Annotated in this window: 21 protein-coding genes; 7 read left to right on the top strand and 14 right to left on the bottom strand. The window is 39.5% G+C overall.

Annotation, left to right across the window (positions count from 1 at the left end; all coding sequences use genetic code 11):
* The first annotated feature begins 17 nt into the window (after window positions 1-17).
* The gene (gene gntR / locus CXF64_RS10285) at window positions 18-1,028 is read left to right on the top strand and encodes a gluconate operon transcriptional repressor GntR (protein WP_101216946.1); all 1,011 of its coding nucleotides are present in this window, start codon (window positions 18-20) and stop codon (window positions 1,026-1,028) included.
* A 78-nt stretch (window positions 1,029-1,106) separates the two neighbouring features.
* On the opposite strand, the gene gntU is transcribed toward gntR, so the two are convergent.
* Window positions 1,107-2,450: a gluconate transporter gene (gene gntU, locus CXF64_RS10280; protein WP_101216945.1), complete on the bottom strand. Its 1,344-nt coding sequence runs from the start codon at window positions 2,448-2,450 to the stop codon at window positions 1,107-1,109.
* Window positions 2,451-2,600: 150 nt separating this feature from the next.
* On the opposite strand from gntU, the gene CXF64_RS10275 reads away from it, so the two are divergent.
* The gene (locus CXF64_RS10275; protein ID WP_101216944.1) at window positions 2,601-3,134 is read left to right on the top strand and encodes a gluconokinase; all 534 of its coding nucleotides are present in this window, start codon (window positions 2,601-2,603) and stop codon (window positions 3,132-3,134) included.
* A gap of 47 nt (window positions 3,135-3,181) precedes the next feature.
* Here the strand turns inward: CXF64_RS10275 and CXF64_RS10270 are convergent, their stop codons facing one another.
* The 10 genes from CXF64_RS10270 to hisG all read right to left on the bottom strand — a co-directional run bounded on the left by CXF64_RS10270 (window position 3,182) and on the right by hisG (window position 11,113).
* Window positions 3,182-3,370 carry a DUF1289 domain-containing protein gene (locus CXF64_RS10270; protein WP_002960277.1) on the bottom strand — a complete coding sequence of 63 codons (189 nt, stop codon included), beginning with the start codon at window positions 3,368-3,370 and terminating at the stop codon, window positions 3,182-3,184.
* 2 nt (window positions 3,371-3,372) lie between these two features.
* The gene (locus CXF64_RS10265; protein WP_101216943.1) at window positions 3,373-3,909 is read right to left on the bottom strand and encodes a hypothetical protein; all 537 of its coding nucleotides are present in this window, start codon (window positions 3,907-3,909) and stop codon (window positions 3,373-3,375) included.
* 119 nt (window positions 3,910-4,028) lie between these two features.
* Entirely contained in the window at window positions 4,029-4,643 is a 615-nt protein-coding gene (gene hisIE / locus CXF64_RS10260; protein WP_007580656.1) for a bifunctional phosphoribosyl-AMP cyclohydrolase/phosphoribosyl-ATP diphosphatase HisIE, read from the bottom strand.
* Entirely contained in the window at window positions 4,634-5,413 is a 780-nt protein-coding gene (gene hisF / locus CXF64_RS10255; RefSeq protein WP_024611092.1) for an imidazole glycerol phosphate synthase subunit HisF, read from the bottom strand. The genes hisIE and hisF overlap by 10 nt, the downstream gene beginning before the upstream one ends.
* Window positions 5,395-6,129, bottom strand: coding sequence for a 1-(5-phosphoribosyl)-5-[(5-phosphoribosylamino)methylideneamino] imidazole-4-carboxamide isomerase (locus CXF64_RS10250; protein WP_010552951.1), 735 nt, complete (start codon window positions 6,127-6,129; stop codon window positions 5,395-5,397). Before CXF64_RS10250 ends, hisF begins: the two co-directional genes overlap by 19 nt.
* Before the next feature lie 33 nt (window positions 6,130-6,162).
* Entirely contained in the window at window positions 6,163-6,753 is a 591-nt protein-coding gene (gene hisH, locus CXF64_RS10245; RefSeq protein ID WP_002960265.1) for an imidazole glycerol phosphate synthase subunit HisH, read from the bottom strand.
* A complete protein-coding gene (hisB, locus tag CXF64_RS10240; protein ID WP_007580650.1) occupies window positions 6,750-7,811 on the bottom strand; it encodes a bifunctional histidinol-phosphatase/imidazoleglycerol-phosphate dehydratase HisB in 1,062 nt (353 codons plus the stop codon). The genes hisH and hisB overlap by 4 nt, the downstream gene beginning before the upstream one ends.
* Complete coding sequence (gene hisC / locus CXF64_RS10235; RefSeq protein ID WP_101216942.1) at window positions 7,808-8,917, bottom strand: histidinol-phosphate transaminase; 1,110 nt, start codon at window positions 8,915-8,917, stop codon at window positions 7,808-7,810. The genes hisB and hisC overlap by 4 nt, the downstream gene beginning before the upstream one ends.
* Complete coding sequence (gene hisD / locus CXF64_RS10230) at window positions 8,907-10,208, bottom strand: histidinol dehydrogenase (RefSeq protein ID WP_007580646.1); 1,302 nt, start codon at window positions 10,206-10,208, stop codon at window positions 8,907-8,909. The genes hisC and hisD overlap by 11 nt, the downstream gene beginning before the upstream one ends.
* Before the next feature lie 5 nt (window positions 10,209-10,213).
* Window positions 10,214-11,113, bottom strand: coding sequence for an ATP phosphoribosyltransferase (gene hisG / locus CXF64_RS10225; protein WP_007580644.1), 900 nt, complete (start codon window positions 11,111-11,113; stop codon window positions 10,214-10,216).
* A gap of 419 nt (window positions 11,114-11,532) precedes the next feature.
* Here hisG and CXF64_RS10220 point away from each other — a divergent pair, with 419 nt between their 5' ends.
* On the top strand, window positions 11,533-11,769 hold the full coding sequence (locus tag CXF64_RS10220) for a hypothetical protein (RefSeq protein ID WP_101163489.1): 237 nt from the start codon (window positions 11,533-11,535) through the stop codon (window positions 11,767-11,769).
* 112 nt (window positions 11,770-11,881) lie between these two features.
* On the opposite strand, the gene CXF64_RS10215 is transcribed toward CXF64_RS10220, so the two are convergent.
* Window positions 11,882-13,738: a cytochrome c/FTR1 family iron permease gene (locus tag CXF64_RS10215; RefSeq protein WP_101217058.1), complete on the bottom strand. Its 1,857-nt coding sequence runs from the start codon at window positions 13,736-13,738 to the stop codon at window positions 11,882-11,884.
* A 283-nt stretch (window positions 13,739-14,021) separates the two neighbouring features.
* The gene (locus CXF64_RS10210) at window positions 14,022-15,305 is read right to left on the bottom strand and encodes a cation:proton antiporter (RefSeq protein WP_007580638.1); all 1,284 of its coding nucleotides are present in this window, start codon (window positions 15,303-15,305) and stop codon (window positions 14,022-14,024) included.
* A 332-nt stretch (window positions 15,306-15,637) separates the two neighbouring features.
* Here CXF64_RS10210 and CXF64_RS10205 point away from each other — a divergent pair, with 332 nt between their 5' ends.
* The 3 genes from CXF64_RS10205 (at window position 15,638) to CXF64_RS10195 (ending at window position 18,663) form a co-directional block, all read left to right on the top strand.
* Window positions 15,638-17,554: an ATP-dependent DNA helicase gene (locus CXF64_RS10205; protein WP_101163490.1), complete on the top strand. Its 1,917-nt coding sequence runs from the start codon at window positions 15,638-15,640 to the stop codon at window positions 17,552-17,554.
* Window positions 17,555-17,563: 9 nt separating this feature from the next.
* Complete coding sequence (tsaB, locus tag CXF64_RS10200) at window positions 17,564-18,265, top strand: tRNA (adenosine(37)-N6)-threonylcarbamoyltransferase complex dimerization subunit type 1 TsaB (protein WP_024607770.1); 702 nt, start codon at window positions 17,564-17,566, stop codon at window positions 18,263-18,265.
* 68 nt (window positions 18,266-18,333) lie between these two features.
* Entirely contained in the window at window positions 18,334-18,663 is a 330-nt protein-coding gene (locus tag CXF64_RS10195) for a hypothetical protein (protein WP_007580633.1), read from the top strand.
* A 256-nt stretch (window positions 18,664-18,919) separates the two neighbouring features.
* On the opposite strand, the gene CXF64_RS10190 is transcribed toward CXF64_RS10195, so the two are convergent.
* Window positions 18,920-20,209 carry an alkaline phosphatase gene (locus CXF64_RS10190; protein ID WP_007580632.1) on the bottom strand — a complete coding sequence of 430 codons (1,290 nt, stop codon included), beginning with the start codon at window positions 20,207-20,209 and terminating at the stop codon, window positions 18,920-18,922.
* Between the two features lie 415 nt (window positions 20,210-20,624).
* Between CXF64_RS10190 and CXF64_RS10185 the strand changes: the two genes are divergently transcribed.
* Entirely contained in the window at window positions 20,625-21,476 is an 852-nt protein-coding gene (locus CXF64_RS10185) for an alpha/beta hydrolase (RefSeq protein WP_101216941.1), read from the top strand.
* Window positions 21,477-21,484: the final 8 nt, after the last annotated feature.

Raw genomic sequence — 21,484 nt, 5'->3', positions numbered from 1 at the left:
TTATTTAATTGTGTGTGATGAAAAAAAACAAACGTTCTTCTCTTCAAGATATCGCCGATGCGGTTGGTGTAACCAAAATGACGGTGAGTCGTTATTTACGTAATCCCGAAAAAGTATCAGAGTCTACTCGCACTAAAATTAGTGCAGCTATTGATACGCTAGGTTACATTGCAAATAAAGCCCCTGATTTACTCTCTAATGCTAAAAGCTACTCTATTGGTGTACTAGTTCCATCGTTAACGAATCACGTGTTTGCTCAAGTTATAAGAGGTATTGAAGATGTAACAGGGCCTGCAGGATATCAAACAATGTTGGCCCATTATGGTTATAACCCTGAAATTGAAGAAAAACGGGTTGAGTATTTATTGTCGTACCACGTTGATGGTTTAATTTTATCAGAAACCACACATACAGACAGAACGCTAAAAATGATTGAAATGTCAGGTGTACCTGTGATTGAAATAATGGATACTCATCACTCTCCTATGCAGCAAGCGGTTGGTTTTGATAACGTTAAAGCAGCTTTTGATATGACGACAGCACTTTTAAATAAAGGCTATCGAAATATTGTTTATATAGGTGCAAGGCTCGATGTACGAACACGCCTAAAATTTCAAGGTTATTCAGAAGCTATGTTAGCTAAAGGCTTTACGCCTAAAAGTGTGATGACTGATCAAGCTTCATCTTACAGTTTAGGTGCTGAACTTTTACAAAAAGCGCGTACTGACTACCCAAATACTGATTGTTTGTTTTGTACTAATGATGATTTAGCAATTGGGGCTATTTTTGAGTGCCAGCGAAACAACATTTTAGTGCCTAGCCAAATGGGGGTTGTGGGTTTTCATGGTCATGATATTGGCCAAGCAATGGTGCCTCAATTAGCAAGTGTGATCACCCCTCGTTATCAGATAGGTAATGTTGCGGGAAGAGAATTGTTGTGCCGGATTAATTCCGATTTGGATACTAGCATGAATTATAAGCAAGTAATTGATACTGGTTATATAGTACATCTAGGTGAAAGTGTTTAAATACTCTAATTATATGAGCCTAAATAACAAAAGGCTCAGGTAATTTTTATATGTGTGATAGCTCTACGCACTGTAAATTTACAAAAACAGAGAAATAATCATAGCGACAAGTGCGCCAACAGTACCAATAATGGTTTCCATTACTGTCCATGTTTTAAGAGTTTGCATTTCGCTCAAACCGAGATAGCGACTCGCTAACCAAAATCCTGAGTCGTTTACATGGGAGAGCACAATAGAGCCCCCACCAATAGCGATGGTAACAGCGGCAAGCTGCGCTCCATCAAGGCCTAAAGGCTGAAGCATTGGAATAATTAAGCCACACGCTGTAAGCATAGCTACTGTCGCAGAGCCTTGAATGACCCGCACAGCGGCTGATAATACAAAAGCGAGTATTACAATCGGTAAGCCTGAGCCAGCTAAGTAATTACCCAGTGCCGTACCTACTCCTGAATCAACTAATACTTGTTTAAATACCCCACCGGCACCAGTGACAAGAATAATAATTCCTGCAGGTTGTAAGGCACTACCACAAATTTCCATGATGCTAGCATTAGGGACACCGCGCCTTGCACCGAGCAAATAAAATGCCATTAGGCAGGCAACTAAAATTGCTGTAAATGGATGACCTATAAAAGCTAACCAATTATATAAATCAGAGTCTTTTTCAACAAAGCGGCTACCAATAGTATTTAAACTAATCATAATTAATGGCAGAGCAATTAAACCTAATGCTAATCCAAAACTAGGCGTGCCTTTACCCACTCTTTGGTTATCGTCGATTTGTTCGTGCTGTGGGAGTTCTACATGAATAGATTTAGAAATAATAGAGCCCCAAATTGGACCTCCTATGATCATTGCTGGTATGGCAGCAATAAGGCCAAATAAAATCATATAACCATAGTCAGCGCCTAATTGAGAGGCAACCAAAATCGGCCCTGGCGCAGGAATAAGAAACGCCTGACAAGACGCTATCCCAGCAAGTAGCCCAATACCAATTTTAACAACGCTGCCACCGCCTTTTCTTACCACCGCAAAAACAATACCGATTAAAAGTACAACGGCTACATCAAAAAACAGGGGGAGGGCACAAATAAAGCCCGTAAAGGTAAGCGCCCAATTAGCGTTTTTTTCTCCAAAACGGTGTAAAAGTGTGTGGGCAATACGATCCAGCGCGCCGGTTTCTTCCATTACTTTGCCAAACATGGCGCCTAAAGCGACCACCACCGCTACAAAGCCTAGTGTTCCAGCCATTCCTTTTTGAATTGTAGCGGCAATTATTTCAGGGCTCATTCCTGAGAATAATCCTGCAATCATAGAAACAAGGATCAAAGAAACGACAGCATGTAGTCGTACTTTCATTACTAAGAAAAGCAATAAAAATATGGAGCCTGCCGCTGTTAGTATTAATGATAAATCTGACATTTTTCCCTACTTATATTCAGTGTGAATTATGATGTTTAGTGTGTGTTTAACTTCACTTTCGTATTTGTTACGGGTAACATGTTACCCGTAACTCAATATAATATATACATTGAAAATAATTAATTATTAAATTAAGGCGAGGGTAAATACATGAGTAACACAAATGTAGGTCGTGTTTATATTGTAATGGGGGTTTCAAGCACAGGAAAGTCAAGTGTGGGTGATGCATTAGCAAAGCGCATTGGCGCTAAATTTATCGACGGAGACGACTTACATCCCAAGGCTAATATATTAAAAATGTCATCTGGGCAGCCTTTAAACGATGCTGATCGTGTGCCTTGGCTAGAAAGAATACGTGATGCTGCATTTAGCATTGAAAAGAAAAATGAAATTGCGGTAATAGTCTGCTCTGCATTAAAAAAGAAATACCGAGAACAAATATGTGACGGAAATATAAGTATTACCTTTTTACATCTTTATGGTGATTTTGAACTGGTTAAAAGCCGTATGCAGGACAGAAAAGGGCATTTTATGCCTGTTGATTTACTCAAAAGCCAATTTGAAGCGCTAGAAGTTCCAAAAGAAGATGAGCCCAATGTTATAAATATAGATATTAATAACTCATTTGAGCAAGTAGTCGAAAGCTGTATTAGCGCAACTAAAATGAATAGCCACAACAAGTAAAAAGTTTTTAGTTAACTGTTACTTTTAACATTTAGGGGCTTTATTTGTTATGAGTTAGCATCTGCTCGTGGTGTTTCTAAAATCGCTTTTTTTTCATCTTCAGATAATATTATCCAATCAAAAATCTCCTCATTTGTGCGCCCACAACCTGTGCAGTAACCGCTGCGCCTTTCGCATATTCCTAGGCAATCAGTTTTAAATTTAGATGGTTTTTTGTTTTGATTTAATTGGCGCATTATTAAAGCCCTAATGGTGGTGCAATTTCAAAGCGAGTAGTGAACCCATTACCTTCTTGATTGGTAGAGAGTGTAATGACAGGGGTTTTAGTATCAAGTACAAAGGTGCTGTAAATTGAACTTGCTGTTTCTTTTTGGCTTTCAAACCAACCTGTTGTGGTTAAGCATTGGCGTAATTGCTTAGCCAGTTTTTGATGAGACTTTACTGTTTGCGTTTGTGTTTTAACAGGTGTTTGGCATTGGTAGCTTGCTTGCTCTGACTTATTTAAAGTAACCGTACAGGTTGCTCCAATAATATGAGTATTAGTACGCCATTGATTAGTAAACTGGTTATTTACTTTATCTGTTTTGATTGAATTAAAACCAGACTCATAACCATTTATTAGGTTATTTATGGTGCTGCATTCATCGAGTGTTACTGTGGTTTTTACAGACTGATTCGTTGTAGTAGTGGTTGCTGTAGTTGTAGTCTGATTAGTTTTGCTGGTACAGCCTGCTAAAATAAATGCGACAATAGAAGGAATAATATAGTTTTTCATAGTTCACAGTAACCGATTAATTGAGCCTCGCACTATACCATACATAATTTACTCAATTAAAAGCGAAAAACAAAAAGGCCCATAAAATATGAGCCTTTTGTAATTTTCTGTAACAGGTGCTATTTATGGCGACCTTGCAAGCATTTAACTACATCTTCAAGGGCTAAGCCTTGGCGTTGTAGCAATACGGTAAGGTGATAAATTAAATCAGCAGACTCGTTAGTTAGCTCATCGTTATCGTGTTTCATAGCGGCAAGGGCAACTTCTACGCCTTCTTCACCTACCTTTTGACAACTACGGCTTAAGTCTTTTGCAAATAATGAGGCAGTGTAGCTTTTTTCAGGGTCGTCATTTTTACGCGCAACAATCACATCTTCTAACTGTGCTAAAAAGCTTAAACTTGGTTTTGCTTCATCACCAAAACAGCTTTGTGTGCCTAAGTGGCACGTTGGGCCTTCTGGGTTGGCAAGTACTAAAATTGAATCGTAGTCACAATCGGTATGCACAGATACTACGTTTAAGTAGTTTTCTGATGACTCACCTTTAGTCCATAAACGCGATTTTGAACGCGAGTAAAACGTTACTTTATTACTCTCAAGCGTAACGTTTAGTGCTTCGCTGTTCATAAAGCCTTGCATTAAAATAACACCCGAGCGGGCATCTTGAATAATAGCAGGGATCATTTCACTTTTAGCGAAATCGACTTGAGCTTGGTTTTGTTGTGTTACTTGCATAATCTTGCTGCCACTTGGTTATCTGTTAAAAATTGTTTTAGTTCGCCAATGTTAATCACATTTTTATGAAAAACGCTGGCGGCTAATGCACCATCTACTTTGCTTTGTTTAAATACATCAACAAAATCTTGCATGCTACCCGCACCGCCAGAGGCGATTAAAGGAATGTTACATAGCTCGCGAATTTTACTGAGTTGCTCGTTGTCGTAACCGTTACGAACGCCATCTTGGTTCATACAGTTTAATACAATTTCGCCGGCGCCTAAGTCTTGTACGCGTTTAACCCATTCTTGTGTTTTATAACGCGTACGGCTTGATGCATTAGGATCGCCAGTTAATTGGTAAACTAAATATTCACCAGTCGTTTCATCAAAAAAGCTGTCTATGCCAACAACAACACATTGCTTGCCAAACTCATCGTGTAATTCTTTAATAAGTTCAGGGCGCGCAATAGCAGGGCTGTTAATGCTTATTTTGTCAGCACCGCGCTCTAAAACACGCGCTGCATCAGCTACTGATTTAATACCGCCGGCTACACAAAATGGAATATCGATATTGCGTGCAATACTTTCTACCCAGTTTACATCAAGTAGGCGTTTTTCAACGCTTGCACTGATTTCGTAAAAAACCAGTTCATCGGCGCCAGCTTCGCTGTAGGCTTTAGCCATTGTCAAAATGTCGCCAACAACTTCATGACCTTTAAACTTAACGCCTTTAACTACTTGGCCGTCTTTAACGTCTAAACATGGGATTATGCGTTTTGATAACATGCCAATGCCTCCTCAACGCTAAATGCGCCATCAAGCAATGATTTACCTAAAATAACGCCGCCTACACCTAGCTCTTTAAGCTTTTTAATGTCGTCAAGTGAGCTTACGCCCCCTGAGGCTTGCACTTTAATTGTGCTGTTGTGGCGAGTTAAGTCTTCGTAAAGCTCAAACGATGGACCCGTCATGGTGCCATCTTTACTGATGTCCGTGCATAAAAAGTCAATAACACCTAAGCCCACGTAAAAATCTACCAGCTCAAGTAAACCAAATTCAGATTCACTTAACCAACCGTGTGTAGCAGGTGCCCAGCCCGTGGCTGTTTTATTTACATCAAGGGCAATTACAAAGTGCTCTGCGCCAAATTGTTCAATCCAGGCTTTTACTTGTTCGCGTTTTTCTACTGCCATTGAACCAATAACAACTTGGTTTGCACCGGCTTTAAGCCAATCACTTACATCTTGTTCTGAGCGAATACCGCCGCCCACTTGATATGGTACGTTAAGTGCTTTGGTTGCAGCTTGAATATGTTTCCACTGCTTTTTACTTGGATCGCGTGCACCTTCTAAATCAACAAGGTGTAGTTTACCTGCGCCGCTGTCGGCGTATTCTTTTAAACGCGCGCCAAGTTCGAAAGGGTAAAACTGTGCTGTGTCGTATTTACCTTGATACAAGCGCACAATTTGATTTTGTAATACGTCTAATGCTGGAATAATCACAAATAATCTCTTTTTTGTTAGTTAATGGGCAGCTTATAACTGCCAATCAACAAAATTTTGTAATAAACGTGCGCCAACTTTTGCGCTGCGCTCTGGGTGAAATTGCATGCCTGCGTAATTGTCTTTAGCAACAATGGCTGAAAAGGTTTGACCATATTCGCCGCTCACTAGTGTGGCGTCGTTTACGGTGTGCGCAAAGCTGTGAACAAAATACACTTGCTCATCGAGCGTCAGCCCTTTAGTTAATGCATGCTCTTTATTAACGCTTAAGTTATTCCAACCCATATGCGGCGACGTTAAATTGCCTACATCAAGCGCTTTTACTTGCCCTGGTATTTTACCTAGGCACTGTACGTTACCTTCTTCGGTGCTTTCGCACAGTAACTGCATACCTAAACAAATACCCATAAGCGGGCGCTGGTATTCATTTATAGCTTGTTGCCAGCCGTTATCGACTAGGCGTTTCATAGCAACCGACGCATGACCTACACCTGGTAATATAGCGCGCTCAAAACCCGCTAATTGCTCTGGTGAAGTAATTACTGTTGGCGTTTGCCCTAAGCGTTCAAACGCAAAACGTACTGAATTTATATTGGCACAACCGGTATTAATTATGGCAATCATAAACATCCCTTAGAGCTGGCTGTTTGTTGGGTCGTATCTTGTGCTACTGCCATGCGAAGTGCACGTGAAAACGCTTTAAATAAGCCTTCTACTTGGTGATGGCAGTTCCCGTCGCTTACCGATAAAATAAGGCTAATGGCGGCGTTATCACTTAAGCTTTTGAAAAAGTGCTCAACCATTTGTACGTCTAAATCACCGGCTTTTTCGCGGCTAAAGTTAGCGTTTAATACAAATGATGCACGACCTGATAAATCAATTTGTGCTTCAGCTTTACATTCATCCATAGGAAGAGCAAAACCATAGCGTGCAATTTGTGATTTAGTGCCAAGCGCTTGTTTAAGTGCGACACCAAGAGCAATACCAATGTCTTCAACCAGGTGGTGCTCATCTATGTGTAAATCGCCTTTGGCTTTAATGTTTAAACCAATGTTTGCGTGCGTGCGAATTTGGTCAAGCATGTGATCAAAAAAGCCAAGACCGGTGTCTATGCTGCCATTTTTAGTTTGATCTAAGTTTATGGCTACATCAATTTGGGTTTCTTTAGTGTTTCGTGTAACACGACCTTCGCGGTTTGCGGTGGTCAATTTAGTCACTATCGCACTCCAATCGCCGTCGTATAAAATACCTTCACAACATAGATTTTGAGCAAGGCCAATATCAGTTTCGCGGTCGCCAATAACAAAAGAGCGTGCTAAATCTACTTTGCCTGAGCGCATAAGCTCGGTAAGTAATCCTGTTTTAGGTTTACGGCAATCGCAGTTTTGCTCGTTAAAGTGAGGGCAAATTAATACTTCGTCAAAGCTAATGCCTTGGCTTTGCATTATGTCCATCATTTTGTCTTGTGCTATGTCAAAATCAGCAGTAGGGAAGCTATCTGTGCCCAAACCATCTTGGTTAGATACCATAACTAAACGGTAACCTGCAGCTTGTAATTGTAACAACGCAGGAATAACACCAGGTAAAAATGCTAGCTTTTCAAGGCTATCTACCTGTTTGTCGGTAATTGGCTCTTCAATGATAGTGCCGTCGCGGTCGATAAATAAATAGGGGTTACTCATGATACTTCGTTTCCTGCTAAAGATGCTGTGGAAGCTGGCGTTTGTAAGCCATCTAACCAAATTTTTACTTGTTCAAGTTCTTGTTCACTGCCAATTGAAATTCGTAGCCAGTCGTCTTCACCGTATAGCGTAAAAGCGCGCATAACCAAACCTTGCTCAAGTGCAATTTTAAAGTAGTTTTTATCGGCTAATTTTAAAGTAACAAAGTTACCTTCACCAGTGAGAATTTTTAATGCAGCAGGGGATGCGTTTAGCCAATCCACTAACTTAGCTTTTAAGCTATTTAAAATAGTAACTTGGCGGCGCATTGATGTAATTGCATCAGGTGCAATTGCTTGCGCTGCAATACTTGCTACTACGCCCGATACCGGATACGGCGCAATGACTTTACGAATTGGCGCTAGTACGCTCGCTTGTGCAAGCGTAAAGCCCGTTCTGAGCCCCGCTAGCGCAAAGGCTTTAGAAAGCGTACGCAAAACCACTACATTACTAAACTCATTAATAAGCTTAGTCGCGCTTTGCTTTGGGCAAAACTCTATATAGGCTTCGTCAACAATAACCAGTGCCTTACCTGCAAGTGCTGTTGCAATCGCTTTTACTTTATCAAGTGGTGTTAGGCTGCCCGTTGGATTATTTGGGTTACAAATAAATACCAGTTTTGAGCTGCCAACAGCTGCAACTATTTCGTCAGCACTGCCACTTAATAATAATTCTTGGGTAAGCGCGTTAATACCAACGTTGTGTGTATCGGCGGTTACTTTGTACATACCGTAGGTTGGTAAAAATAGCGCAATACTATCTTTGGCTGGCTCACAGTATGTGCGCACTAAAAGCTCAATGCCTTCATCTGCGCCGCGCGTCATTAATACATTTTCGCTTTCAAGCTCTGTATAAGCTGCGTAACGGTCAATAACCAGTTGCGGTTGAGGATCAGGGTAGCGATTTAAATCTTCAATACTCAGTTCAAGGTTTTTAGCATACGGGCTTTCGTTAGCATTTAGCCACGTAGTACCGGTTAGCTTTTCACTTTTTGCAGAGCTGTATGCAGCAAGGGCTGCAATATTCTTAGGTAATAAGCTAGACGCTTGTGCGCTCTCATTGCTCATTTTTAATTGCCTCTAAACGAATTGAAACCGCATTAGCGTGGGCATCAAGGCCTTCTGCATCTGCAAGTGGTAAAATAGCTTTTGAAAGCTGTGTTAAACCACTTTTAGTAATTGTTTGCACTGTGTATGTACGAAAAAAATCAAGCAAGTTTAAGCTAGAATATGTTGCACTGTAACCATATGTTGGTAACACGTGGTTAGTACCTGATGCGTAATCGCCTGCAGATTCTGGCGTGTAGTCACCTACAAATACTGAGCCTGCATTTTTAACCTTATCTAGGTATGGTGTTGCATCGCCTAGTTGTAAAATTAAGTGCTCTGGCCCGTATTGCGCCGATACATCAAATGCTTGCTCAATTGAATCAACTAAAATAAGCGATGAATTAGCGAGCGCTTGCTCGGCTGTTTCTTTGCGACTCAAATTAGCCAACTGGCGTGTAAGTGCCTGCTGAGTTTGTTCTATTATACTTTCGCTGTTACATAATAAAATAACTTGCGAGTCTGCACCGTGCTCTGCTTGTGAGAGTAAATCGGCGGCTATAAATTCTGGGTTTGCACGTTCATCTGCAATAACAAGTACTTCAGACGGACCTGCTGGCATATCAATTGCCATACCTGGAATAGTTTGCGCAACGAGCTGTTTAGCCATTGTTACAAAGCTATTACCTGGGCCAAATATTTTGTTCACTTTAGGAACCGATTCGGTGCCATAAGCCATTGCTGCAATTGCGCCTGCGCCACCACTTTCTATCAAAGTAGTAATGCCACATAACTTAGCTGCATATAAAATAGCAGGGTTAATCGCTTTATCACCTTGTACTGGTGTAGCAAGTACAACGGTTTTTGCGCCGCTTAACTGCGCTAATACACCCTGCATAATAACCGACGATGGCAGTGGAGCACTGCCACCGGGTACATAAATACCGACTGCTTCGATGGCTTGATATTTCAGTTCACATACAACGCCTGGTTGGGTCGATAATTTAATATCTTTTGGCAATTGCGCTTCGTGAAAACGTTTAACGTTTGCATAAGCGGTATCAATTGCGTATTTAAGCTCTGCACTCAGTGCTTGCTCTGATGCGTTAATTTCATCAAGCGGAACACATAAGCGAGGGTTAGATCTATTATCAAACTCTTTAGCCATGCTAAGTAAGGCTTCATCGCCTTGCTCTTTTACGTTAGCTAAAATAGTTTTGCATATAGCTTCAACCTTGGCACTGGCAGAAACTGCAGGGCGCATTAGCGCCGCTGCTTGTACTTGTGAAGATTCCTCATTCCAACGAAGCATGGCACTTACTCCATCATTTTTTCAATTGGCATAACTAAAATAGAGTTAGCGCCTAAGGCTTTTAACTGCTCCATTGTTTCCCAAAATAATGTTTCGCTGCTTACCATGTGAAGTGCTACGTATTCATCGTTACCAGCAAGGGCAAGTAGAGTAGGTTGACCAGAACCTGGTAAAATTTCACAAATTTCATCAAGTTTGTTTTTTGGTGCGTGTAGCATGATGTATTTGCTTTCTTTAGCTTGTCTAACACCACGTAGGCGCGGCATAAGCTTATTGATTAGTGCTAGTTTGTCAGCATCTTGAAGATCTTTATTTTGAATTAAACACGCGTTTGATTCTAAAATTGTTTCGCCTTGAATCAAGCCGTTAGCTTCAAGTGTTGCGCCAGTAGATACTAAATCACAAATTGCATCAGATAAACCCGCACGCGGTGCTACTTCAACAGAACCCGTAAGCATTACTGTACTTGCGTTAATACCTTCGCGCTTTAACCACTGAGTTAAGATTTCTGGGTAGGTAGTCGCAATACGTTTGCCTTCAAACCAGCTCTTATCGCGAGCGCCAAGCTCTTGTGGCCATGCAAGTGCAAGACGACAGTAACCAAAGTCTAGTTTTGAAAGTTTGGTTACTTCACTTGGAACACCTTGTCGTTCACGTTCTGCTTGAACTTCTACAAGTACGTTTTCGCCAACTATGCCTAAGTCACATACACCGTCCATTACTAAACCCGGAATATCGTCATCGCGCACACGTAGTACGTCAATTGGCATATTAGTTGAGTGTGCAATTAAGCGTTGTTCACGAAGGTTAAGTTTAACACCTAACTGTTTAAGCAGATCTTGACAATCTTTAGATAGGCGGCCGCCTTTTTGGATGGCGATACGTAGACGATTACTGTTGTTCATTATTCATTTTCCTTTAATTTAAAAACTAAAAACCCCGAGGGGAACCTCAGGGCGAAAATGAATCAATGTTATTTGAATCGCCAGAGGTTCCTTTTAGGAATAACCTCTCAGCGAAAGACCTGACAGGTTATTCCGGTGAATGGTGGTGATGATGTACTGTTGTCAGGTTTAAGCGCATTTTTTATCCTATGTAACTGCTCGTTGATATAGTAACGTTCAGTTGTTATCTGTTTAAATAAATTTCGCATTCATAAAAACATAAACAGCTATATTATGGCAAGTTTTTTTTAGCTTAATTAAAGCATATGTTATAACTGTCGATAATATTAAGATAATAAGCGCAATTTTCGCCAACAATTGGTTGTTTATCACTCAAACCAAGTGGTTAATGAATAAAATGAAAAAATAAGGAAGTACTTATGGATATTATGATCCCTTATTTAGGAAGAATAACTAGGCTAGAAGTTGAGTCAAAAAGTGCTTTTCATATTGCGGGTGTGCAAAGTGGGGCTGCCGCTGAAAAAGTTGAACTAGAGAATAAAAAAAGGCGTGAGTTACAAAAAAAGAAAAAGCTCAATATGCTTGATGATCAAAATAGTAAAAAAAAGTCTAACGTAGATGATGACGAAAACACCCATTTAGATACATGGGCTTGATAATACCAACTTTACTAAATACATAAGCAATTAACTCAAAAAGGCCCTTGCGGGCCTTTTTACTATGTATTTTGCTTATGCCAATTAGCTTAAACTCTTAAGCAGATAGGCATTACTCTTGGTTTTTGCTTTTAAATATATAAAAGCTAAATATAGCGAACACACATACTTGAGCCACAATACCTTGCCATGTTGACTTTATACCAAGCCATGCAATATCAAAGCTCATTGGTAGCGGAGTAATACCTATTATATCGGCCTCTTGTAATGCAATAACGGCTTTGCCCATAAGCACAAACGAGAGTGCAAATAATAGGTAAGTGGTAATGGCAAAAAACTTAGCAACCGGTAATCTAATTGAGTACTTAATTAATACCCACGTAATAATAGCCAGTATTGCTACAGCTATCGCAAAACCCGAAGCAATAGATGAATATTGGGCAGGCGAGCTTTGCGTTAATAAAGACTGATAGAACAATACAGTTTCGAATACTTCACGGTATACGGCTATAAACGAAAGCCCTGCTAAACCCCATAATGTACCCGACTCAAGACGCTTATCTATATTGTCTTTGATGTATTTTTGCCATTGCTGCGCGCTGGTTTTACTGTGCATCCATACGCCAACATAAAGTAAAATTACAGCGGCAAACAATGCACCAGCACCTTCCATAACTTCGCGACTTGCACCACTTATTTCTATTAATGTTTGCGCCGCAGCCCACGTTAAGCCACCAGCAATAAGTGCGGTTACCCAACCAACATGTACATATTTAAGTGCGTCTTGGCGTTTAGTTTTAATAAGTACGGTCATAAGGGCAATAATAACGAGGAGTGCTTCTAGGCCTTCGCGTAGTAATATAACTAAACTCGCTGAGAGGAGTGCACCATCAGTTAGTTTGGTTTCGTTTAGCATGCTATCTGCTTTAGCGAGTTGAGCTAGCGCTGCACTTACTTTTTCGCCAACGATGGCTGTATCTTTCTCGTTTTTAAATGTTTGGCGCAGGTTCATCAGTTGTACTTCGATGTTTTTACGCAGTGTTTCGTCGTAGGCATTTAAGTTGTTTTCAACAAGCTCAAAGCCATCTAGGTAAGCGCTAATTGCTAAATCACTTGCTTGTGAGTAATTGCCTTTAGCATGCGCGGCTTGCGCTGCAAGTAACTGCGTGCGAGTAACCGTTATCGGATTCTTTTTACCGGTAAATAGTTGCTCTGGATTACCACGAAGCCATTTAACGTAATGTGCTTGTGCTTCACTTTGACCTGCCGATAATTGTGCAGGGTTTAAGTTTACAATCTGCGAAGCGGTAATGTTTTGCTCTAGATTTTGTGGTTTTTGAACATCTTTAAATGCCAAGCTACCTACATAAAAAGCTAAAGACCAACGTTGTTGTTCATTAAATTGAGTAAAAGCAACCATTGGCGTGTCGTTAATACCATTACTTACAGCGTCAAATAAACCCATTAATGAGCGGTTAGTTGCGCGTTCTTCATCGGTAAAGTTGGTAGGCTCTGGCGATAAGTTTTTTGCAAGCGGGCCGTCGCCTTGACCACTTGGGCCGTGACACATTGAACAGTTAGCAGCAAAAAGCGCTTTAGTTTGCTCGACAGGAAGTAGTGATGTAGGTAACGATAGTTGCGGCATAAAGGTCAGTAGCGACTCACGAAGCGCTGAGCTTGCTGCACGTACATCGGCAACACTCGCTTTATTGGCAATCGCTGTATGCAGGGCTTTAGCTTGTGCCTTTACTGTATCAAACTCATTTGTTTGGCTTGATAGCTGTCCAGCTTGCTCAATAATAACGTGCGAAAATTCAGTCATTTCTTGATATTCGTCAGGATCAAGTATTTCACCATTCCCAACAGCTGCCACGTAATCAACACCTACATACTCTGCAAGCTGTGCAATTTGTTTTATTTTTGTTTGCTCATTAGGCGAGGCTGAAACACTAAAGCTTGCCATGACCATTATAAAAAGCATAAAAAAACATTGAAATTGTCGTTTGCTCAGAGACACAAAATTTAAAAACATGTGAGAATTATTTATGGACATCGAAAAGCCCTGTAGAGGAAAAGTCAAAATTATAATTGTTTTCATTTGCATTTCAAGCGGATTAATTTAAACAAAGCAGATAAATAAAAAGGATAACAATTTATAGAACTTTAAAGTGTTTTTGTAACACATGAGTAACAGTAACCAAGTGATTTTTATAATAACTTGGTTACTGAATGTGTTGCAGACAAAGCATTTATTACTTGGCTTGCTCAGCTGACTTAATGCTACTTTGAATAAGCGGCGAAATAGTTAAGCCTTGTACAATAATAGAAAATATAACCACTACGTAAGTAACAATAACGATTAGGTTATGTAGGTCTGAACCGCCTACAAAAACTTGCTCGCGTGGGATTGCTGCCGCCATTGCCAGAGCAAGGCCACCACGTAGTCCACCCCAGGTCAAAATTTTAACACTGTGTTTATCGTAAGTTCTAAAGCGTTTAAAAATTACAAATGGTGCGCCTACACTTATAAAGCGTGCTAGTAATACAACAGGTACCATTAATAAGCCTAAACCAATTTCTCCAAGCGTGATTGGCATAGTGACTATTAGCATACCTATTATTAAAAACAGTAGAGCATTTAGAAAGCTGTCGGTTGCATGCCAAAAATCTTTTACGTAGCGGGTATCTTCAGGCCCTGTGCGCTCGGTTGCTTTAGTGCGGGTAATATTACCCATTAATATGCCACTGGTTACCATGGCAAGTGCGCCAGATATTTCCCAAATATTTGCTGCAGCAAAACCTGCTGTTGGGATAGTTAAGGTAATTAATAAGCGAATATTTACATCGCGGCTATTAATAATTAAAAAGTGGCCAACTAATGCAATGACTAAACCAAACGCAATGCCCCCTATTGCATCTACAAAGAATAGCTCTGCTATGTCACCAAATTGTGCATCTGTGCCATAAAAAGCAACAGAAAATATAGTGGTAAATATAACTAAACCAATACCATCGTTAAATAGCGACTCTCCTTCTACTTGAACTGAGATGCCTTCTGGCGCTCGCATTTGTTTAATAATAGCAAGTACAGCGATAGGGTCGGTTGGGCTAATAAGCGCACCAAACAGTAAACAATAAATAAAAGGGACATCAAAACCAAAAACTGAAAATAAATAAAAGCTCAAATAACCCACTATAAATGTGGAAGCAATGGTTGAAAATAATACCAGGGCAGTAATTTCCCACCGCTGCTTACGCAGGGCAAGTAGGTTTATTTCGAGCGCACCCGCATAAAGTAAAAACCCCAACATGCCTTTAAGTAGTAACTCGTTAAAGTCAATACTGGAAACAATTTGGGTCATTGCTAATGCGTTCTGATCGCCTAATAATTTTACTGCAATAATCAGTAATAAAGAAATAACCACAGAGCCGGTAGTAATGGCAATAGTAGTTTGCATTTTGAGGATGTACTGGTTTGCAAAGGCTATAAAAATTGCAATTGCAGAGAGAAAACAAATGAGGTACCAAGCATTCATTGATTAACCTTAACTATTTTTTAAACGACACACAAAAAGGAGGATTATAAACCCGCGTATGTTACTCCTGTAATATTTGAGAGTCACAGTATTTATGCCTAAATATAGCTTTTAATGAGGATTGTTTTTAGTAAGAGTTAATAGGAAATGTGGCTTTGTAAATATTGTCATTATTAAATTAAATGTACGTTATAAATACAGTGTTTGTTGTAAACTTTAGTGGTTAATCACATTATTGAAACGTGTGTTGCATCATAAAATAAAAGTCGATTTTGTAATTACTTGCCCTAAATGCTTTGCTTACGTAAAATCCCGCTATTATTTATTTTAAAGTGATTGGTATTATCAAACAGCTGTTTAGTGCAACCGGGCCTTTGGCGTCATCGTTAGATGGATATACGCCTCGCCAACCACAAATTGATATGGCAGTAGCTGTTGCAGATGCATTAAAAAACAGTTCGCAATTAGTTGTTGAAGCAGGCACGGGTACTGGTAAAACATTTGCATATTTAGCCCCTGCACTTAAATCAAAAGGCCGAACGATAATATCGACTGGTTCTAAAGCCTTACAAGAACAGTTATATCACCGCGATTTACCTCAATTAGTGAAAGCGCTAGGTGCTTCTAAAAAAACCGCCTTATTAAAAGGGCGTGCCAATTACTTATGTACCTACCGACTTAATCAGCATGTTGCGCATGTACCTACTGATGACTCCGACGTAATGCACCAACTAGCGATGGTGGCTAAGTTTGCCAGTGAAACGCAATCAGGCGATTTAGCCGATTGCATTGGTATAGAAGATGACGCGAAAGTACTGCCTTATGTAAATTCAACCGCCGATAATTGTTTAGGTAAAGAGTGTCCAGATTTTCAAAGCTGTTATATACGCAAAGCACGATTAACAGCAGCTGATGCTGATGTGGTTGTTATTAACCATCATTTATTTTTTGCCGACATGGCCGTAAAAGAAAGTGGCTTTGCTGAGCTTATGCCAAAAGCTGACGCGTATATATTTGATGAAGCCCACCAGTTAAGCGAAATTGCCAGTGATTATTTTGGTGAGAGTATTAGTACTAAAAAGCTGGTGGATTTAATTAATGATTTACGTGCTATTTATAGAGCCGAAATTCCCGATATGCTGCAGCTAGGTAAAAGCTTAAATAAGCTTGAAACAAGCGTTGCTGATTTACGATTACAGTTTGGTGTTGATGGCAGTAGAGGCGATTGGCGAGAAAAGCTAAGTGATAAACAAATATGCGCGGCACTTCATCGTGTGATCAGTGATTTAGATTTTGTTTATCAAGTACTTAAACTTTGCCTAGATAGAAGCGACAAAATTGAGCATCCATTTGAACGTGCACTTGCGTTTAAAGGACAGTTAGAGCGGGTTTTTGATACAGCCCAAACCGGCTTTAGTTATTGGTATGAAACAACGCGCCGTTATTTAACAATTAATATAACGCCATTAAATGTATCAGCTAAGTTTGCTCAAATGATGCAAGACACGGGCGCAGGCTTTGTATTTACTTCAGCAACACTTTCGGTCGACAACAAACTAGAGCACTTTAATGCAAGCCTTGGTTTAAAACCAAAGCAAAGCATGATGGTAGATAGCCCGTTTGATTACCCTAATCAGGCGTTGCTGTGTTTACCGCGTTACTTACCTGAATCGCACGCTGATAATATGCCCCATGCAATTGTAAAATTAACACTTGAGCTTATAAAGTCAGCGCAAGGGCGTTGTTTTGTGTTATTTACGAGCTATCGAATGATGCACTTAGTTGCCGAAGGGCTCACCACACAAATAGACTACCCAGTTTATATGCAGGGGCAAATGTCTAAGCGTATTATTTTAGAGAAATTTACTCGCCATGGTAATGCTGTATTACTGGGCACGGCTTCATTTTGGGAAGGCGTTGATGTACGCGGCAGCACATTAAGCTGTGTTATTATAGACAAATTGCCATTTGCAGCCCCTGACGATCCATTGCTTCAAGCTAAAATGCAAGATTGCCAAATGCAGGGAAAAGACCCTTTTTCACACATACAATTACCGCAGGCTGTTATTGCGCTAAAACAAGGTGTAGGGCGTTTAATTCGAGATAGTAAAGACAAAGGCGTACTTGTAATATGCGATAATCGCTTAGTTACACGCCAATATGGCCAAGTATTTTTAAAAAGCTTACCGCCGATGCGCCGCACGCGAAGCTTAGAAGATGCCAATACATTTTTAAAACAAATTAATTAGAGTAATAAAATGATCAAAAGTAATATTCTTGCCCTTGATGCTTCAACTGAAGCACTTTCAATTGTTTTACATTTTCAGGGCCAAACATTTCATCATTTTGAAGAATGTCCGCAGCAACATAGCCAAAAAATACTTCCACTTGTGGATGAGCTATTAACTAAAGCAAACTGTAAATTAAAAGACTTAGATGTCATTGGTTTTGGGCAAGGCCCGGGCAGTTTTACTGGTGTGCGTATTAGTGTAGCAATAGCGCAAGGTTTAGCGTATTCAACTAATTTGCCGCTTGTAGGTGTGTCTACTTTGGCTATTATGGCGCAACAAGCGTTTGAACAAAACGGTAGTGTGAGTGTTTATCCAAGCATAGATGCGCGTATGGGGGAGATATACTTTGCACATTACCAAGCGCAAAATAATCTAATGCTTTTAGTTAACCAAGAATGCGTTATAAAACCTGATTTACTAAACAATGATTATATAGCGACCAATGAGCCATCTGTAGCGGTAGGCACGGGCTTTAAAACCTATCCTGATGCGCTTAATGACTTTGAAAACGTGACAATTAATACTGATATTACATTGCCTGATGCGCGTTATATGTTAGCGCATGTTGAAGCCGCGTTTTTAGCGGGTGACGTTGTAAAAGCGAGTGACGCTCAACCTAAATATGTGCGCGATACGGTAACGTGGAAAAAGCTACCAGGACGTGAGTAATCATATTATTTGCAAATTGGTTGTTTTTAAATCATAATTTTATGCGATATTAAGGTTGGAGACGCGTAATGACGCTGCCTATTGGTTCAGGTTTTTTTACCGGAGATATTCCGGGTAGGGTTAGCCCTACTAAAGTTGTTACTAATAAACCACAGAGTTTATTAGACCAGCCGGCTGCTCAAAAAACGAATACCGATTATGTAAAAAGCAGTGTCGAGGGCGTCGAACTGGCTAATCAACTGTTTAAAAGCAGTGCTAAAAGCAATGAATACAGCCAAACAATTTACGACCAACCGACAGCTCAAGTAAGCAAAGCGATTTCTACTTATACTGAATTTGCAAATTTAGAACGCAGAGCCGAAGTACAAAATTTAATAGGCGTTGATATATACGCTTAAAGCTCATTCAAACGTTTAGATAAATACAGTGATAAAATTTAATAAAAAGCCCGAACATGTGTTCGGGCTTTTTGTGTTAAAAACGAGGTGAAATTATACCAATTCGCTTAATTAAGTGATCTATTTTGAGGGAAGAAAATCGTGTCGATAACAAGGCAAAAATTTCGTTATTTAGTTGTTCTATATCAGAAATTTTTAACGTAGTTAACGTCAGATTTAACCCCTCAAATTGATTAAGTATTATTGCGGATTGGTATTACTGTTCAATAAAGCCAATTAGCTTATCGGCAATATCAGTATTATTTTGTGAGCCAATAAATTGCTCACTGCCTTTGCCATAGGCAAATACTTGAACGTCTACAGCGGTGTGTCCGCCGGTTGTCCAGCCAGTAAAGCTCGCATCACTAATAATACTTTTAACAGCTAAATTAAGCGCTTTTTCGCCCATTTTTTTAGCTTGCTCAAGTTTGATTTGGTTTTCGGTTGTAAATTCAATATTGGTGTTAGCAGTCCATACTGGTTTTAAGTCTTTAGACTCCATAAGTTTGTCAGTTAACTTACTAGCAGTTGCCTTAACACCCTTAATTACGTCTGTTTCCCATTTAAATTGGCCGTGCGAACCAATAGTTAAACCGCCCGTTGAGTGATCGGCTGTGACTACAAGTATAGTGTCTTTATTTTTATCAACGTACGCTTTTGCTTTTTCGATTGATTTAGCAAAGTCGTCCATTTCAGCCATCGCACAGGCTATATCGTTAGAGTGACCACACCAATCAATTTGGCTGCCCTCAATCATCACAAAAAAGCCTTCTTCGTTCTGGTTATCTAGTAAACCAAGCGCTTTAGATGTTAACTGAGTAAGGCGAGTTGGGTTTATATCAAGTGCAAATGGCAGGCCTTTGCTTGCATACAAACCAATGGCAGGTATTTGTGTAATTTGGCCCAGATTATTAATATCGTCACCGTATTGGTAACCTGCCGCTTTAAATTCTTCAACTAAATTACGGTCATCACGAATAAAATATTTAGTACCGCCACCTAGCATTAAATCAACGGGTAATTTACCAGCAATCTTATTATCAATATAATCGTTAGCAATATCATCATAGTTGTAACGAGATTCATTGTGAGCTGTAAAGCTAGCAGGCGTTGCATGGTTTATTTGTGACGTTACAACAAGCGCTGTTGTCATACCACGCTCTTTTGCTATTTCAAGCATAGTTTTAACTGGTTTTTTGTCTGTATCTACAGCAACTGCGCCATTATAACTTTTATGACCGCTACTAAGCGCTGTAGCACCCGCAGCACTGTCTGTTACATAAGTATGGTCATCAGGGTAGGTATGAGCCATGCCTTTTAAAATAGTGTCAAAAACCGTGCCTTCTACTTCTTTTGTTGCAGGGTCGTCTTTAAAATAGCGATAAGCCGTGGTGTAAGCCGGACCCATGCCGTCACCAATCATATAAATTACATTTTTAGGTGCTGATTCTGCGTAAGCACCAGAAGCGGTGCATAAAAGTGCCAATAAGCTGATCTGTTTTTTCATGGTTGTACCTTATGAGTGTACCTTATTTAATAGCCGCTGATATTGTATACAGATAGGATGATAAATAAATGAATATCTGAGATATTTATAATTTATACTTTGATTTTATATACATAGAATTGTAGTTAACGCTGTTAGTTCTATTTATTTAAATTATACTAGTTATAAGCTATCTATATATGGTGCTCTCACCTTTTATTTGTTTAAAAGGTACTCAAAATTAATATGTTAAAAAAACTTTGCTTATTACTCCATTTTTAAGTTATTGAAAATATTGAGTTTGGTTTTCTACTCAGTGCTATATTTGATACCAGGAAGATAATTAAATCGTGAATTTGGCACCATTTTCTAAGTTAGTGGTCTGACAACTTGTATGCTATAAATAATGATGCTCTAAATTAATAAAGGACTTACCGTGCAGCCATTTAATATTGAAACCAATAATTTAAATATTCATGGCTTAAAAGTAGGTTCAGGGAACGAAATAGTAATAGCGTTGCATGGGTGGTTAGACAACTGCCATAGCTTTATGCCAATGTTAAACAACGTTAACCCAAAACACACTTGGTACTGCATTGACTTTGTTGGGCACGGTTTATCGTCTTGGCGAAGTGATGATGCACACTATTATTTTATTGATTATATTGATGATGTGTACCAACTTATAAATGCGCTTGGTGTTAAAAAAGTACATTTAGTAGGTCATTCAATGGGGGCTATGGTTGCAGGACTTTTTGCAAGCTGCTTTAGCGATTATGTAAAGTCTGTTACCTTTATTGAGGGAATTGGTTGTGTTACAACCCCGAGTGAAGGTGTGTGTGAACAGTTAAAAAGTGCGGTACTAAATAGAGCACGTTTAAAAAATAAAAAGTCGAGAATTTATAAATCGAAAGAACTTATTTATGAAGCACGCGCTCAAACAACCGATTTAAATAGCGAGCTTATTACGCTATTAATGCAGCGAAATATAAAACAGGTTCGAGATGGTTTTGTGCTAACAACAGATCCAAAGCTCAAAAATCACTCAGGTTTTAGGTTTGATGAGGCGCAATGTATTGGTGCAATAAAAGATTTAATTGCACCATGTCAATTAATTTTAGGTAACGAAGGTTATTCGTTTGTAAAACAAAATTTGGCAAAGTATATTAGTTATTACAATAGCTTGAAGGTCATTAATGTAGATGGTGGGCATCATTGCCACATGCAAAGCAGTGAACACTGTTTTGAGCATATTCAAGACTTTATGCTGCAAAATGGTGCATGTTAATTGTAAGT

Origin of the sequence: Pseudoalteromonas sp. GutCa3 (assembly GCF_002836155.1) — a bacterium.
In the GTDB taxonomy this organism is placed as follows: Bacteria; Pseudomonadota; Gammaproteobacteria; order Enterobacterales; family Alteromonadaceae; genus Pseudoalteromonas; species Pseudoalteromonas arctica.
The sequence above is the reverse complement of the archived record's forward strand: the minus strand, read 5'-3'. Positions and strand labels throughout refer to the sequence as shown.